Origin of the sequence: Paenibacillus sp. Marseille-Q4541, assembly GCF_018310695.1 — a bacterium.
Lineage (GTDB): Bacteria > Bacillota > Bacilli > Paenibacillales > Paenibacillaceae > Paenibacillus.
In genome coordinates, this window is sequence record NZ_JAGXCY010000001.1 from 418570 (window position 1) to 435637 (window position 17068).

Genomic DNA, 17068 nt, shown 5'->3' on the forward strand with positions numbered 1-17068 from the left:
GGTATTTTTATTCCAAAAATATAACCTTACCAGTTATACCCAAGACTTGATTTTACACCATTTTATTGAACTCCTTACGCAGCCGCTTGATGATCCTTTTCTCAAGCCGGGAAATATAAGATTGGGAGATGCCCAGCATGTCGGCAACATCCTTTTGTGTTTTTTCTTCCCCGTCCTGAAGTCCAAATCTCAGCTCCATGATCATACGTTCCCGATCCGTCAGCTTGTCTAATGCTTTATGCAGAAGCTTACGATCCACTTGTTCTTCAATGTTGCGATAAATCGTATCATTTTCGGTACCAAGTACATCGGACAGCAGCAGCTCGTTTCCATCCCAATCAATATTCAACGGTTCATCAAAAGAAACTTCAGTCCGTATCTTGCTATTCCGTCTCAAATACATCAAAATTTCATTCTCTATACAGCGAGAGGCATACGTTGCCAGCTTAATTTTTTTCTCTGGATCAAACGTATTAACTGCCTTAATTAGCCCGATCGCTCCAATTGAAATTAAATCTTCAATGTTAATGCCTGTGTTCTCAAATTTACGTGCGATGTAAACAACAAGACGGATGTTCCGTTCAATTAGCATAGCTCGGATCGCAGGGTCACCGGTCTGTAGTTTTTGAAGTAAAAATTCTTCCTCTTCCCGTGTAAGCGGTGGGGGGAGTGCTTCACTTCCACCGATATAATAAATCTCTTCACTTTTCAATCCAAATAAAAATAGGAACCTGTAATATTGCAGCTGTACGGCTAGTTTCCATTTTACAAGCATGTACGCTTCCTCCTATACCACGTTCAGCGGCTGTTCTGATTGACCGGCAGCTGTATTAACTACAGCAGGTTCTTGAACATATTCCGGGTGAATAATAGCCTTGTACTTCCCTTCAGAAGATAGCTTTCCTCCGTCTAGACCTATAAGGGTACGGCCCGGTGTATAGCAAGTCCCATTCATTATCACTTTCACCGAATCCGGCTTAAGTGCAAGCATAAACGACGTTCCCTTGTTAATTCCTCGATAAGGAATGAGTCTAAGTCTATCCTGCCAGACATACTCTTCATCAAGCTCCATAATTAACGTATCCGCTGATACTTCAGAAATTCTCCCTTTCCAGGAAGGTGGGAGATACGATTCCCATAGCGATGCTTCCATCACGGTGACTGGGGTGCGCGTCAGTGGATCGGTCAGCTGATTGCCTGTGTCAACAAGCCCGGTACAGCAGACTTCGACGCCTCCAATCCCAACGACAATTTCACCAAAGTAAACAGACATTTGTTCTGTTTTCCTTTTGTTTGACTGAACTACCTTAAAAATAAATAGCACAATAAAAAAGGTAATAAACATAAACCAAAAACCTACCTGCAGTTCGAAGGACACACCACCTGTTGTTGTAAATAAAATGCCGTTAAATAAGTCTCCTGAGCTCTGTAACAAGTAATGGACACCCAATATGCCCCCAGCAGCAACAAAATTAATAACATAGAATGTCCCTATCGTTCGCGCAAAGGACTGTAAACTATGAAATCCAAAAGCGGTCCAGATCATGAGAAGGGATAAAGCAAATTTGATCAAAAAAGTGTACAAAAATGTGAGTTCCGGAACAAACATCATCACTACATATAAGGCACCGATGACCGCAGAACATACAATCCGCCACCATTTTGGCCTTTGCCTTTGCATCCAGGCTGTAAGGAACAACAGCACCCAGTCTATTAGCAGGTTCGTTAGAAAAATCAAGTCGATATATACAACCAGGCCTTCTCACCTGCCTTACGTAAATCATGAATACATTCAGTATAAGGAGAAGAAATCTCAAAGTCTGTCTAAACGTGGGAAGAAATCGGGACTATTTTTGTCGTAAAAAAGAAAACAAAAAAAACAGCAGCCCCAAGGGACTGCTGCTCTTCAATATTCATACAGTACAAATTATTCGTTATGATTGCCGCCATTATTTCTAGAACGATTACGTAAGAAAGTCGGAATATCAAGTTGATCCGAACTCGCTCCATTACTGAACGGTTTAAGGTTCGAAGGACGACTCTCTTGCGGTTCATTAGATTGAACTGGCTTGCGAGTATGCTGCGGACTAGGGGCCGGCTTATTCTCGAATCCTGTCGCGATAACCGTAACTTTGATATCCTCTTTCAAGTTCTCGTCGATGATCGCACCAAAGATCATATTTACTTCCGGATCGGAAGCTGAAGTCACAATCTCGGCTGCTTCATTCACTTCATACAAGGACAGGTTAGAACCGCCTGTAATGTTCATGATAACGCCACGTGCTCCTTCAATCGAAGTCTCCAGAAGCGGACTCATAATTGCTTTGCGTGCAGCTTCCGCAGCACGATTCTCTCCAGTGGCCATACCGATACCCATGAGTGCAGAACCGCGTTCTGTCATAATTGTTTTAACATCGGCAAAGTCAAGGTTGATTAGACCCGGAACTTTGATCAAGTCAGAGATACCTTGTACTGCTTGGCGAAGAACATTATCTGCTTCGCGGAAAGCTTCAAGCATTGGAGTCTTCTTGTCTACGATTTCAAGCAAACGATCATTTGGAATTACAATGAGTGTATCTACTTTTTCTTTGAGCGCTTCAATACCATGCTCAGCCTGATTGGAACGTTTACGTCCTTCAAAAGTGAATGGACGTGTAACCACACCAACAGTCAGTGCTCCGCACTCTTTAGCGATTTCAGCGATAACAGGAGCAGCACCTGTTCCTGTACCTCCGCCCATACCAGCAGTAACGAACACCATGTCCGCACCTTTTAAGGTATTCGCAATCAGATCACGAGACTCTTCTGCAGCTTTTTTACCTACTTCTGGATTGGCACCAGCGCCAAGTCCTCTTGTAAGTTTATCACCGATTTGAAGTTTGTGTTCTGAGTGGGCTAAATGAAGTGCTTGAGCATCCGTATTCACCGTAATGAATTCGACTCCTTGCACACCGTTTTCAATCATTCGATTAACAGCATTGCTTCCGCCGCCACCGACACCTATTACTTTTATCTGAGCCAAGCTCTCCATATCGAAATCAAATTCCAACATACTTTTCCATCTCCCCCTCATGTGTGCATGGATGGCTCGTCCACGTTCCGAAAATGAATCCAGTCCATTTCATATATCGACGAACAATACCATTTCGTTAAAGATCACTCGAAACGACTCGTTCAAGGATCTATGAAATGGATTCAGACATGCTATATCAATTCACTGAACATATTTTTTAAGCGTTCGAAAAACCCCGGTTTTTGTTCATCTTCCGGAGCCGGATTCGGCTTAACTCGATTAGTCGGTTTCTTGTTATTGCCTCCGCCACCGGTAGTATTATTATTCGCAGGTCTTACTCTAATGCTGCGAATGACGTTATGCAAAATCCCTACACCGCTAGTATAGCCTGGATCTCGGACACCGATATAATCCGGCACTGCTATTCTCACCGAAGCGGCAAGCTCATGTCTTGCAACTTGTAACACGCCCGGCATAGCAACAGCCCCGCCTGTTAATATATAACCTCCAGGTAGTTCTGTGTAACCGAGTCGCTTCACTTCCTGATGAATCATCTGGAAGATTTCCTGCACGCGAGGTTCAATAATCGCTGCCAAATCTTCCTGGGTGAATTCTTTATCCACGTTACTACCGATACGGGTTACTTTGAATACAACATCACTAGCTGCATCATCAAGCCATGCACAACCATACTTAAGCTTGACTTTTTCTGCTTGTTCTGTCAAGGTTCGCAGTCCGTAGGCAATATCGTTTGTAACAAACTCACCACCGATAGGAAGCGTAGAAGTGGCAACCATCGAGCCTTCCTCAAACACTGCTATCGTGGTCATTCCTGCACCGATATCTACGAGTACAGAACCCATACCTTTCTCATCCTTGGATAAAGACAGTAGCCCTGCTCCAAGAGACATGAGCACCAGATCTTTTACTTTCAGTCCTGATTTCTCAACGCAGCGTAACAAGTTATGTATGGCGGTCTTCGCACCTGTAATGATCGTCGCTTCAACTTCAAGACGAACGCCGATCATACCTCGAGGATCCTGAATCCCTTCAAGACCGTCAACTACATACTGCCTTGCCACAACATCTATGATCTCACGTTCCGGCGGGATCGCGATGACTTCAGCCGCTTTCAACACCCGTTCCATGTCTTCTTCACCGATCTCGCGGTCCTCATTTGATACTGCCACAACACCGTGACTTGTCATAAGTCCGATATGATTCCCAGAGATCCCGACATAAACTTCGGATATTTGAATACCAACCATACGTTCCGCATGATCAATCGCATTACGGATAGACTGTACAGTCTGGTCAATGTCTACAATTGCACCTTTACGAATTCCTTCTGAGTCGGCAGATCCAACTCCAATAATATTAAAGGTTCCATTATTAATTTCACCAATAATAGCCCGAACTTTGGATGTACCGATGTCCAAACTAACAATGATGTCATTGTTGCTCAAGTCTGTGGCACCTCCTGACTCCGATTGTAATATACGTTCTCTCAAATAACACTCTCTACATATTCAACACGTTTAAGGCTTTCCCTCTTTTTTCAACAAATTTTTTGGGTGCCATCATCTGGAGATATAAAGCTCATTCCATCTGCCATTTGCAAATATAAATGAAGCTGTCTCCTATTTGTCTCTATGTTTGTTGGTGGAATAAACCACCACAAACGATTCTAGTCAAATTTCAAAGAAAAAAGAAGGAAATGATAGCAAGATGCACATAGGTTAAAGTGTAACATTTTTTTTTGCGATCAGAAAGTGCTATCTTCACAAGGCCAGTGTTTTCCGGTTGAATCACAAGCTTTTAGGGTCATTCCCCTGTTTCTGCACTTTCTTCTTCCGGCGGAGCCGGATTAAAAGGTTCATAGGAATCTGCCTCTAGCATCGTAATGATTCCGGGTTCTTCTGTTTCGATAACCTGATTTAGATAGCTTACTTTATCTTTCAACAAGGAAACGGAAGTAATCACTTCAAACTGAGATTTGGTATACAGTTTAATTCGATCAGGGAAGGACGGTGTAGGTGATGGAATGATTTCAGAAATATCCGTCGTCAGTTCATTCGGTATCTCTTTGAGTACCTTAGACAATTCCACTTTTACCGGATCGTCGTCCTTCCAATGAGTCAAAATCGGCTTTTCAACTGCCATCCCGCTCTCAGGAAGGGTAACACTCACTCCACTAGATAAAATAGCATGAAGCTGTCCATCCGAAGCCAATTCGTAAGCCACAGCATCATATTCTTTAATATGAATGACGATCGTACCAGGAAACTGCTTGTCCACTGTTGCCGCAGAAACAGCGGGATTTTCTTTCAGCTTCTTTTCCACTTCAGTGCCATTGTCACCAAAAAACGGATTACCTACCGCAAGGCCGCTCTTTGCTAAAATTTCTTCTTTAGTAGTAAACACATTTCCATCAATCTGAATCTGAGAAATTTTGCTAACTGGTGATCGGAAAAATACAGCAGCCAATATTGCAATAAATAACAGGATCAGGACGGTAATCAATTTACGGTTTGTTTTACGTTTTGGCATGCTCTCTTTTTTGAGAGCGGGCATTTGATTATTTGGCATGAATCTCCGCTCCATAAAAGCCTATGTCCCCTCAAAAAAGAGGGGACTTTCAAGGCAAGTTTGTGCTTAAAATGAATCTCATTGGAATATATATAATCATAGCTATTGTCACTAACACATTTAGGGCAGTTAAGGTGCAACAAAGCTAACCGGCTGACGCTCAACAGAAGCCCCCAGTGACTGAAACAACTGCTCAATCCGGTCATAACCCCGATCAATATGATGCACTTGCTCAACGACTGTTTTTCCTTGTGCGGCAAGTCCTGCAATAACTAGTGCAGCGCCTGCTCTAAGATCGGTTGCTTCTACAGTGGCCCCGTATAACCGAGGAACACCACGTATAAATGCTGCATTCATATCAACAGAAATATCGGCACCCATTACATTCAGTTCATCGACATGTTTGAATCTTGCTTCAAAAACAGTCTCTTTCATAATACTGAAGCCATCAGCCAAACTCAGTAACACCATTACCTGTGACTGGAGATCTGTAGGGAATGAAGGGTATGGTGAAGTAACGATACGATCAACTGCCTTGGGCCGTCCCAAACAGCTTACGGTTATTATATCATTGCATACACTTGTTTGAACACCAGCGCGCTTCAGCACGTGGATAAGAGAAGTTAGATGGGCAGGATTACAGTGAGTAAGCGTTACATTACCTCTAGTTGCAGCAGCTGCAATCAAGACCGTTCCGGCAACGATCCGGTCAGGTATAATTTCATAGGTACAGGATGTTAAATGATCTACCCCATGAATGGTAATTGTACTTGTACCTGCCCCCATAATATTAGCACCCATTGCATTCAGAAAATTCTGAAGATCCTGGATTTCGGGTTCTCTCGCTGCATTCGTAATTGTTGTCGTTCCTTTAGCTGTTGCAGCTGCCATCATAATATTTTCCGTAGCACCCACACTTGGAAAATCAAGTTGTACATCAGCACCGATAAGCTTTTTGGCCCGACAGGTAATCTGTGAATCTTTTTCCTCAACAACAGCACCAAGTGCCTCGAGACCCCTCAAATGCAGATCTATCTTTCTTTCTCCGATCGCACATCCTCCAGGTTGATAAATGGATACTTCTCCAAATCTCGCAAGCAGTGGCCCCATTAAAAAGATAGATGAACGCATCTTGTTCATTAAATCTTCAGGCACTCTCGCCGAACTGACTAAAGATGTATCGATGGTTACTTTTCCTAGTTCGTGCTTCGTACCACATCCGAGCCGTTCCAAAATATGCAGCATCACCTCAATGTCGAGCAAATGAGGTACATTATGGAGCTGTGTGTTTCCTTCTGCAAGCAAACTTGCTGCCATGATAGGTAAAGCAGCATTTTTGGCTCCATGGATACGTATGGATCCTGATAGGGGTTTCCCGCCTTCAATCACCAATTTGTCCAAGTGTATCACCTCCGAGTTTACCCGTTCACCCTAGTCCTTGATCGCTACCATCTGGCTTATACCGTCCATTTCATTACCATGATAGTACCGTCCTCAGGGCAAGAACGTCCTCTGCTGTCTCTTTCGAGGAATAGCAATGTAGCGGTTTGGGACGCTGTTTACTTCTTCCCTTCAAGTCAGTTCAGTGGATATATTATTGTTTGTGACACACCCGGACTTTTACTTCGTCCAAAAGGTGATTGCCACATTTGATAAGGTATCTTATGTAAAGAGCACCTTGTGTGTGACAATCGCCCACGGGACGGTTTTTTTACATAACTTGGAGATTTAAACCCGTTTATTTTTTTGTTGAAACCCGTCTCATTTCAGCTACAAGTACAGCAGCAGCTTCCGGTTTTCCAAGACGTTTGGAAGCATCCATCATTGAACGTTGAAGGTTTTCATCTTTCATTACTGCTTCGATTTCCTGGAACAACGTTTTTCCATTCAAGTCTTTCTCAAGCAACATACGCGCTGCTCCTGCCTTTTCAAGCGTCCTTGCATTCGCTTCCTGATGGTTATTGGTTACATTCGGAGAAGGAATGAGAATCGCCGGAATACCAAGTGAAGTGATCTCCGCAAGAAATGAAGCCCCCGCCCGATTTATGATCAAAGAAGTTGCAGCAAGCACCTCAGGCATGTTATGCACGTAAGGAAGAATGTGCAAATGACTTGGAATGTGTCCAAGCCGCTCTTTAATTGCCGCATGGGTTGAATCATAATAACCGTCACCTGTTACATAAACCACATGAACTTGATTCAAGTTTTTTAGCTGATCGGCCATCTGGACCATCGCATCGTTAATTGCTTTAGCACCTCTGCTGCCACCGACAACGAGCACAACTTTACTTCCCATCGGTACCCCAAGCGAAGCGAATCCTCGCTCACGGCTTGCATGCTGCACTGTAGTCGCACGCGGATTTCCTGTATAGATTGTATGCTTAGCTGAAGAAAAAGCTTCTTCAGACCCTTCAAAACTGACAGCTACCGTATCCACATAACGGCTTAAAAACTTGTTGGTCAGTCCAGGGATTGCATTCTGCTCATGGATGATGCACGGAATACCGAGTTTGGCTGCTGCATACACAACCGGACCGCACACATAGCCACCCGTTCCTACAACCACATCGGGTTTAAATTCTCGAAGTAGTTTTTTAGATGTTTTGACACCTTCCAGAAAACGAAGAATGGTTTTTACATTATCAAATGATAGTTTTCTTCGGAAACCAGATATTTCGATAGATTCAAAAGGGATGTTCTCCTGAGGTACTAGTTTGCTCTCCAGCCCCTTTTTTCCTCCGATATATAAAAACTCAGCGGTTTTATCCTCTGATTCCAATTGCCTTGCGACAGCAACAGCCGGATAAATATGTCCGCCTGTTCCGCCGCCCGTAAGTACAACGCGCATGAATACCGTCACCTCGCATAACGTGATAAATTAAGTAAAATTCCAAGTGCTGTAAGCATCAGCGTCAGGGATGAACCTCCATAACTGATCAAGGGCAGCGTTATTCCAGTAACGGGCATTAGCCCGATAACAACGCCAATATTAATGACAACCTGTACGGCAACCATTCCCACAATTCCTACTCCAAGCAAGCTTCCAAAAGCATCCGGTACCGTCATGGCAACACGCATCCCTCTCCATACCAGCATCAAAAAGAGCAAAAGTACGATAAGGCCGCCTATAAAGCCAAGTTCTTCGGCAAGGATTGAAAAAATAAAGTCAGTTTGCGGTTCCGGAACGTAACTATATTTCTGTCTGCTCATTCCAAGACCCAGCCCTCCCAGTCCCCCCGGACCAATAGCGTAAAGGGATTGGAGAATCTGATAACCGGAGCCAAGCGGATCGGACCAAGGATCAAGAAAAGCCGTAATTCGTTGCAGTCGATACGGTGCTGCAGCAATAAGGCCTGCAAACCCAAGTAATCCACCAAGACCGAGATACAGCAAATGTTTCATTCTTGCTCCTGCCGTAAAAATAATCAGCATGGAAGCCCCCATCATAACCGTTCCGGTTCCAAGATCCGGCTGTAGCATGATCAGGCCAAAAGCAGTTCCGATTAAGGCAAGCGGCGGTAATAAACCCGTAGTAAAATTTTTAATTGCTGCCGGGTCCTTACTAAGCCATTTAGCCAGAAACAAGATCATCCCGAGTTTCATAAACTCAGAGGGCTGAATTCCGAACGAACTGATTCCGAGCCAACTTCTTGCTCCGCCGCGAACGACACCAACTCCGGGAATCAATACGATAATAAGCAAAATAAAACAAAAGATCAGAATAAACTTTGCATAATTGCGCCAAATTCGGTAATCCACATTTGCAGTAAAAAACATGGCGGCAAGCCCCAGCCCCGCAAATAACAGCTGCCTCTTCACAAAATAGAAGGAGTCGCCGTATTGACGGAAAGCCAGGACGGCACCCGCACTGTATACCATCACAAGTCCGATGGTGAGTAACGACACAATGCAGATGATAAGCCACAAATCGGGCGCCGGACGGGTCTGTTTCATTGGAGGCCACCTCTTACACATGTAGTAGGGGCTTATCCAACCCCCCTACTTACAGGTTATGCACCGCCTCTTTAAAAATGCGTCCACGCTCTTCATAGGAAGAATACATATCCCAACTTGCACAAGCAGGGGATAACAAGACGACATCTCCAGGTACTGCTAAGGAAGCTGCTTGGGAAACAGCCTTTCTTAACGTTTCAGCGGCATTCTCCTCATTATCGACAACCTGAATTTCCTTTAATCCGGCAAGTTTCGCAACTTCAGCTAATTTATCTTTTGTTTGCCCTAACAAGACGACAGCTTTTACTCTTTCACTGAAAACCGGCAGCAAATCCATATAATCTGATCCGCGGTCAAGTCCACCAGCGATAAGAACGATCGGCTCCTTGAATGAAGTGAGTGCCATCAAGGTTGCTTTTGCATTGGTTGCTTTGGAATTGTTATAGTAAGCCGTTTCCTCCCGAGTAAGGACGTATTCCAACCGATGTTCTACCCCTCTAAAAGAAGAGAGCGCAACTTCAAGCGACTTCGGCGCTGCTCCCGCAGCAATGGCTATGGCACAGGAAGCAAGAGCATTATCCACGTTAAAACGCCCTGGAATTCCAATCTGATCTACAGAAATGATGGGATGGACCTTACCTTCAGCATCGCGATAAACGACCGATCTCTTCACATCATCCTCTTCACCAGCTACATAAGGAGGATCAGCATATACACCTGTTTGCAGTGACTCTGTCATAGAAAACGGAATCAGCTCTGCCTTAATGTACGGTACAAGCTGTCTACATACAGGGTCATCCCAGTTCAGTACTGCCTTGTCATCCTTCGTCTGATTTCGGAAAAGCTTTGCTTTCGACGCAACGTAATCCTCTATACCCCCGTGGTAATCAAGGTGAGTCTCGGACACATTAAGTAGACAGCTGACAGCAGGTTTGAAATCTGTGGTTCCCTTTAGCTGAAAACTGCTAAGTTCAACGACCATAATATCATTCTCTGAGGCTTCCGATGCAGCCTCGGAGAGAGGAGTTCCAATGTTGCCGGCGACAATCGGTGATAAACCAGCAGCTTCCAGCATCATGCCGACCCACGTTGTTGTTGTTGTTTTTCCGTTGGATCCAGTAATTCCGATAATCGGTGCCTTACATAGATGGTATGCCACCTCTACCTCTGTTACCACTTCAATGCCAAGTTCAAGTGCTTTCTGAATAGGCGCTACTTTGTAAGGTATGCCCGGATTCTTGACTAACAGAGCAACTCCTTCATGGATGAGGTCATCTGGATGACCTCCGCATAGAACAGAAATTCCCAAAGCCTCCAATTCGGATGCTTCGGGACACTGTTCTCTCTCTTTTTGATCATTGACGGTAACCAGAGCTCCAGCCTGATGGAGCACTTTTGCTACTTGAACGCCGCTCTTGGCAAGGCCAAGTACAACGACGTTCTTTCCTTTGTAATTCTCCGGATGATTCATGATTACAACCCCTTGTAGATGTAAAGTCCGAGACCTGCAAGCAGCAGTCCCACGGCCCAAAACGTAATGACGACACGCCATTCAGACCACCCAGACAATTCGAAATGGTGATGAATAGGGCTCATTTTAAACACCCGTTTGCCTCTTGTTTTGAAAGAGATGACCTGGATCACAACAGATAACATTTCAATAACGAATACTCCACCAATGACAAGGAACAACAGCTCGGTCTTGGTAACAATCGCAATTGCTCCAATCGCACCACCAATCGCGAGTGAACCCGTATCCCCCATAAATACTTTCGCTGGATGTGCGTTGTACACAAGGAAACCAAGCACTGCCCCAATCATAGCAGCTGCACATACAGCAGCAGGAAGCGAAGTTGCCTGCATAGCTACAATCGCAAATGCACCAAATGCAATCGCACTTACGCCAGACAGAAGACCATCAAGTCCATCTGTAAAATTAACTGCATTACTAATGGCAAGCATCATGATAACAATAAAAGGATAGTAAAACCATCCACCAAAATCAAAGGCCCAATCCGTCCCAGGTACGGCGATCTCCGTACTATGACCGTTCTGAATGAGCAAAAAAGACATAATTCCAGAAAACATCAACTGTCCAAACAGTTTTTGCCTCGCCGTTAGACCAAGGGATCGTTTCGCAACGATTTTGATATAATCGTCGAGAAATCCAATCAGTCCGAAGCCTAATGTGGCCACGAGAAGCACGTAAAAATCAGTATTTTTAACAGGCGAGAATTTCAGAAACGCAAGTGTAAATGCCAAAACAATGACAACTCCACCCATCGTAGGGGTTCCTGATTTTTTAAGATGACTCTTCGGGCCATCCTCTCTAACCTGCTGTCCAAACTTCATTCTTCTTAAAAGCGGGATAAGCAATGGGGCAGCGATGACTGCAAGAATAAAAGATACCCCGATTGTTAGGAGCATTAATTGAAAATCCATGAAAACACCTCTCTAGTTAACTTCAGATCTGTAATGGTTCATTAATTAAGGCATTAGCCACATCTTCAAGCTTCATTCCCCGGGATGCTTTCACAAGAACAACATCCTTAGCACTCATTCTTTCCTTAAGCTCCTTAATTAAAGCAACCTTGTCTTCAAAAGCAAACACTGCTTCAGCAGGCATATGTACCCGTGCCCCTTTGGCAATGTGAGAAGACAAGGGACCATATGTGAAAACCAGATCGAGCTTATCAGGTGTCAAATAGTGTCCAATCTCTTCATGAAGCTCTTCTTCCTTTGGTCCAAGCTCAAGCATATCTCCCAGTACCACCGCTTTGTGAGCGAATCCAGAAAGACCTGTGAGCGCATCAATCGCAGCTTTCATCGCTGTAGGGCTTGCATTGTAAGCATCATTGAGTACGGTAATTCCACTAGTACCTTTTAGCACTTCAATACGCATTCCCGTCAGTTTAATCTCCGAAAGACCTTTTTTAATATTTTCATAAGACACTCCATAGTGTCTTGCTACGGCAAGAGCCGCGAGTGCATTAACTACATTGTGCGCACCAATTAATGGTATAGATAATGCTTCTTCACCCGAACGGACCGAGGTAAAGACCATACCTTCCGCATGATTCATAATTCCCGTAGGGAAATCATCATTCGTAAGGTTCATACCGAAAGTAAACCGCTTGAATTCCATCGGTTTTTTGGTTGCAGGTTCTGCAAGCACACGATCTGCTAAAGGATCATCGCCGTTATATATCAGGAGTCCGCCATTTTTCATTCCTGCTGTAATTTCAAGCTTGGCACGAGCAATTTCTTCCCTCGAACCAAGCTGTAGCAGATGAGCTTCCCCAATGTTCGTAATAACAGCTACATCCGGACAAGCGATTTGCGTGAGACGTTCAATCTCATGACGTCCACTCATGCCCATCTCCAGAATCGCAATTTTTGTATCTTCAGGCATACTCAGAATGGTTAAAGGCAGACCGATATGGTTGTTAAAATTCCCTTGTGTCTTGTGCACCTTAAACGTAGTAGACAACAGGGAGTATACTATGTCTTTCGTCGTTGTTTTACCATTACTTCCTGTAATGGCAACGACGGAAGCTCCACTTTCCTTTAAATATGCAGCGCTAAGCTCTTGAAGCGCCTCAAGTGTATCCTCAACGAGGATAACCGCCCCTTCTGGTGCGCTACCATGGTCTCGTTGCCACAGCGCCCCTGCTGCTCCTGAAGCAAGGCAGTCAGCCACATATTCATGTCCGTCAAAATGTTCCCCTGTGAGCGGAACAAATAATTGTCCCGCCGAAGGTTTTCGTGAATCAGTATATACTCCTTCTACTACCGTTTCGCGATCACTTTCTCTTACAAGGGTCCCTCCGCACATGCTTGCCATTTGTCCTAACGTTCTTTTTATCACTTTGTTATACCCCTTATCGCTTCTTTCGCCACCAGACGGTCGTCAAAGTCTGTCTTGACAGTTCCGATAATTTGATATGTCTCGTGACCTTTGCCCGCTATCAATACTACATCGCCAGGGCTTGCCTGCTCAATAGCACGTTTAATTGCAGATTTGCGATCTACAATTAGCTCATATTTTTCAGGTGCAACACCATCCGCAATCAAACCTTGCTTAATATCTTCCAGAATCGCATCCGGATTTTCAGTACGAGGATTGTCTGAAGTAACAAACACTCTATCACTGTATTTCGCTGCGATTTGACCCATGATTGGACGTTTGGTACGATCCCGATCACCACCGCATCCGAAGACGCAGAACACTTCATTTTCAGCAAACTCGTTTACGGTACGCAGTACGTTCTCAAGTCCATCAGGAGTATGTGCGTAGTCTACAATAACAGCAAACGGCTGATCTTCATTCACTGCTTCTACCCGGCCGTCAACTCCTGGAATGGCTTCAAGACTACGTTTGATTGAATCGAGATGGATGCCTTCAAGCAAAGCTGCCGTAATGGCCGCAAGTGCGTTATACACGTTAAACTTACCAACCATGCGGAGTTCCACATCCGTATTCCCCTTAAAGGATTCCACGTGGAAAGAAGTACCTCGTGCCGTAATTTTAATATTCGAAGCGCGCACATCAGCATCAGCATCGATTCCGTATGTAATTACTTCTGCTGAGGTAGATTCTCCGAAATAGGCCGATGCGGCATCATCTGCGTTTAGAACTGCATATTTACGTTTATGAAGATCACCTGAGAAACCATTGCCAAGTCTAGCAAAAAGTAAAGCTTTAGCGCTTCTATACTCTTCCATGGTGTGATGATAATCCAGATGATCCTGACTTAAATTCGTAAATACCGCAGTGCGGAATTCGGTTCCTTTTACACGTCCTTGCTGTAGAGCATGTGAAGAAACTTCCATCACACAATTTTTCACGCCTGCTTCAGCCATATGATAAAGACTGCGCTGCAAATCAAGAGCTTCTGGCGTAGTTCCTGACATCGGGAACGTTTGACCCGCATAACGCATTTGGATCGTTCCAATTAACCCTGTCTCCGATTCAGCATCATTCAATATTTGTTCAATCAGATAAGTTGTTGTTGTTTTCCCGTTAGTGCCTGTGACCCCGATCATGTTAAGCCTCTGGCTCGGTTGACCAAAAAAATGGTCCGAGAATACAGCCATGGCAAATCGACTGCTCCCTACAATTAGTTGTGGCACATCCAGTTCAAGTTTTCGTTCTACGACAAGTGCAGCTGCTCCCATGGTTACCGCTTTGTCAGCATAATCATGACCATCAACCGTGTGACCAGGAAGACATATAAACATATCACCTTCCTGAACTTGTCTTGAATCGGTTTGAATTCCCTTGATTTCCGTGTTTCCACTGCCTGATAGTTCACTTACTGCCAGCAGGGAAGCAAATTGTTTTAACAGCACATGTATTCCTTCTTTCCATGAAATAAGACGTCATCCTTACCTATTGTATCCGTTACTTAGCAATATGGTCCATAGATAGATGAGTAAAAACCTTATTCCTCTTCTTTTTTGCTTTCATTAGTCGTGTCCTTTTCGCTCTGATGAGCATCTTTCGGTTCACTGCCCATGTAGATTCGAATCGTTGAACCTCGTTCAACTCGTGCCCCTGGTTTTGGAGCCTGACTGATAACGGTGTTGCCTGATCCGGATTTAGACAGCATAAAGTTCATATTGAGATCCTCGTAGAGATCCTGCACCGTGGCTCCTGTAAGATCCGGAACGGTAACGATGGGTGTTTCACCATATTTATATTCTTTGGCAATCTGATCATTACGAGGCGGCACCTGTAAATAATGAAGTGAATCTTCCAGAATGTTCTGTACAATTGGCGCGGCAACAACGCCCCCGAATTGGATTCCCTTCGGGTTATCAAGCGCCGTATATACGACAATCTGAGGATCATCTGCTGGAGCGAATGCAATAAAAGATACAATATGCTCCGTTGTTGAGTAGCGTCCATTAATGACCTTTTGCGCTGTACCCGTTTTTCCACCAACTCGGTATCCATCAATAAATGCGGGACGCCCTGTTCCTTTAGCTACAACACTTTCCAGTGCTTCCCGAACCTTCTTGGAGGTTTCTTCCGAGATAACCTGCCTTACCAGTTCAGGCTCCGTTTCTTCCACGATTTTTCCTGTTACCGGATCGACCCATGCTTTGGCAACAAATGGTTTGTACAATTTCCCACCGTTTATCGCGGCTGAGACGGCCGTTACCTGCTGTATAGGAGTAACAGATACCCCTTGACCAAAAGCAGTCGTAGCCAGCTCTACAGGACCCACCTGTGGAAGTTTAAATAAGATCCCAGAAGCCTCTCCGCTAAGATCAATTCCCGTCTTTGAGCCGAAACCGAAGTTTTTAATATACTTGAAAAGCGTCTCTTTGCCAAGCCTTTGGCCTAAAGCAACAAAGCCCGGGTTACAGGAGTTTTCCACAACCTGTAAAAAGGTTTGGCTGCCATGTCCACCTTTTTTCCAGCATCGAAGTTTGGCTCCCCCGACTTCAACATATCCTGGATCGAAGAAGCGGTCATTATTGAGGTCTACTTTCTTCTCTTCAAGTGCCGCGGCGAGCGTAATAATTTTGAAGGTTGAACCTGGCTCGTAGGTCATCCAAACCGGTAAATTACGATTATATATTTCAGCAGCATAGTCCTGATAGTTACCTGGTTCATAACCTGGGCGGCTGGCCATACCAAGTACTTCTCCTGTCTTGGGATTCATTGCGATGGCAAGCGCAGAATTGGCTTGAAATTTGACCATAGCCTGATCAAGCTCACGTTCGATAATGGACTGGATTGGTTGATCTATGGTCAGTTTCAGATTGAGCCCATCTTGAGGAGCCTGATAAGTCTCGCTTGAACCCGGCATTAATCTCCCTGCGGCATCAGATAGGTAAGCAATCCCACCACCAATTCCATTTAAGTTTTCATCGTACGTTTTTTCAATACCTGTCAAACCCTGATTATCAATCCCAGTAAAACCAAGAATATGACCTGCAAGATCTCCAAAGGGATAGAATCGTTTATTATCTTCAGCTACAACAATGCCCGGAAGCTCCAAATCACGAATCTCCTGTGCTTTCTCCATCGTAATTTTGCGGCCCCCGGGCTTTATCTGAACTATTCTTGCTTTCTTGGAGATAATACCCAGTACTTTCTCCTTTGTCATTCCAATGAGTGGAGCCAAAACTTCAGCAGTATGGTCCTTGTCTTTCACTTGTACCGGAATAGCCATTATGGTTGGCGTTGTAATATTGTAAGCGAGAGAAATACCGTTCCGATCTTGAATTTGTCCTCTTTTGGCGGTATACGGTATTTCTCTGCGCCACAAATTCTCGGCTTCTTCCGATAATTCCGGACCTTTGACAAATTGTACATACGCTAAACGTACAACCAGTGTTGCAAATAAAATAAGCAGTATTATCATGCACCATAGCAAACGGCGACGAAGCGTCACACTGGACACTTTGGCCATATTCATCTCCCCCCTACTTGTCTCCATCATTCACAATGCTATTCATCATTATGAATATTCAGGACAACCAGGGAATAGAACAAGC

At 44.4% G+C, this 17068-nt stretch carries 13 protein-coding genes; all 13 read right to left on the reverse strand.

Annotated elements, in window-relative coordinates; all coding sequences use genetic code 11:
• Positions 1-52: 52 nt before the first annotated feature.
• Positions 53-775 (reverse strand): RNA polymerase sporulation sigma factor SigE, encoded by a 723-nt coding sequence (sigE, locus tag KFT32_RS02090; RefSeq protein WP_211745432.1) that lies wholly within the window; start codon positions 773-775, stop codon positions 53-55.
• Positions 776-787: 12 nt separating this feature from the next.
• Positions 788-1756 (reverse strand): sigma-E processing peptidase SpoIIGA, encoded by a 969-nt coding sequence (gene spoIIGA / locus KFT32_RS02095; protein ID WP_211745589.1) that lies wholly within the window; start codon positions 1754-1756, stop codon positions 788-790.
• A gap of 171 nt (positions 1757-1927) precedes the next feature.
• Entirely contained in the window at positions 1928-3052 is a 1125-nt protein-coding gene (gene ftsZ, locus KFT32_RS02100; RefSeq protein WP_211745433.1) for a cell division protein FtsZ, read from the reverse strand.
• Positions 3053-3204: 152 nt separating this feature from the next.
• A complete protein-coding gene (gene ftsA / locus KFT32_RS02105) occupies positions 3205-4479 on the reverse strand; it encodes a cell division protein FtsA (protein WP_211745434.1) in 1275 nt (424 codons plus the stop codon).
• Positions 4480-4837: 358 nt separating this feature from the next.
• Complete coding sequence (locus tag KFT32_RS02110; protein WP_211745435.1) at positions 4838-5602, reverse strand: cell division protein FtsQ/DivIB; 765 nt, start codon at positions 5600-5602, stop codon at positions 4838-4840.
• Positions 5603-5731: 129 nt separating this feature from the next.
• Positions 5732-7003: a UDP-N-acetylglucosamine 1-carboxyvinyltransferase gene (murA, locus tag KFT32_RS02115; RefSeq protein WP_211745436.1), complete on the reverse strand. Its 1272-nt coding sequence runs from the start codon at positions 7001-7003 to the stop codon at positions 5732-5734.
• A 337-nt stretch (positions 7004-7340) separates the two neighbouring features.
• Entirely contained in the window at positions 7341-8450 is a 1110-nt protein-coding gene (gene murG / locus KFT32_RS02120; RefSeq protein ID WP_211745437.1) for an undecaprenyldiphospho-muramoylpentapeptide beta-N-acetylglucosaminyltransferase, read from the reverse strand.
• 8 nt (positions 8451-8458) lie between these two features.
• Entirely contained in the window at positions 8459-9556 is a 1098-nt protein-coding gene (gene spoVE, locus KFT32_RS02125; protein ID WP_211745438.1) for a stage V sporulation protein E, read from the reverse strand.
• 49 nt (positions 9557-9605) lie between these two features.
• Positions 9606-11027, reverse strand: a complete 1422-nt coding sequence (gene murD / locus KFT32_RS02130; RefSeq protein ID WP_211745439.1) for a UDP-N-acetylmuramoyl-L-alanine--D-glutamate ligase — start codon at positions 11025-11027, stop codon at positions 9606-9608.
• 2 nt (positions 11028-11029) lie between these two features.
• The gene (gene mraY, locus KFT32_RS02135) at positions 11030-11998 is read right to left on the reverse strand and encodes a phospho-N-acetylmuramoyl-pentapeptide-transferase (RefSeq protein ID WP_211745440.1); all 969 of its coding nucleotides are present in this window, start codon (positions 11996-11998) and stop codon (positions 11030-11032) included.
• Between the two features lie 22 nt (positions 11999-12020).
• Complete coding sequence (locus tag KFT32_RS02140) at positions 12021-13421, reverse strand: UDP-N-acetylmuramoyl-tripeptide--D-alanyl-D-alanine ligase (RefSeq protein ID WP_211745590.1); 1401 nt, start codon at positions 13419-13421, stop codon at positions 12021-12023.
• Positions 13421-14908, reverse strand: coding sequence for a UDP-N-acetylmuramoyl-L-alanyl-D-glutamate--2,6-diaminopimelate ligase (locus tag KFT32_RS02145; protein WP_211745441.1), 1488 nt, complete (start codon positions 14906-14908; stop codon positions 13421-13423). Before KFT32_RS02145 ends, KFT32_RS02140 begins: the two co-directional genes overlap by 1 nt.
• Positions 14909-15000: 92 nt before the next feature.
• Positions 15001-16983 (reverse strand): stage V sporulation protein D, encoded by a 1983-nt coding sequence (locus tag KFT32_RS02150; RefSeq protein WP_211745442.1) that lies wholly within the window; start codon positions 16981-16983, stop codon positions 15001-15003.
• Positions 16984-17068 lie beyond the last annotated feature (85 nt).

Bases quoted from the DNA above. Each gene is read 5' to 3' on its own strand.
- sigE (WP_211745432.1), bottom strand. From the start codon at position 775: ATGCTTGTAAAATGGAAACTAGCCGTACAGCTGCAATATTACAGGTTC.
- ftsZ (WP_211745433.1), bottom strand. From the start codon at position 3,052: ATGTTGGAATTTGATTTCGATATGGAGAGCTTGGCTCAGATAAAAGTA.
- KFT32_RS02110 (WP_211745435.1), bottom strand. From the start codon at position 5,602: ATGCCAAATAATCAAATGCCCGCTCTCAAAAAAGAGAGCATGCCAAAA.
- murG (WP_211745437.1), bottom strand. From the start codon at position 8,450: ATGCGCGTTGTACTTACGGGCGGCGGAACAGGCGGACATATTTATCCG.
- spoVE (WP_211745438.1), bottom strand. From the start codon at position 9,556: ATGAAACAGACCCGTCCGGCGCCCGATTTGTGGCTTATCATCTGCATT.
- murD (WP_211745439.1), bottom strand. From the start codon at position 11,027: ATGAATCATCCGGAGAATTACAAAGGAAAGAACGTCGTTGTACTTGGC.
- mraY (WP_211745440.1), bottom strand. From the start codon at position 11,998: ATGGATTTTCAATTAATGCTCCTAACAATCGGGGTATCTTTTATTCTT.
- KFT32_RS02150 (WP_211745442.1), bottom strand. From the start codon at position 16,983: ATGGCCAAAGTGTCCAGTGTGACGCTTCGTCGCCGTTTGCTATGGTGC.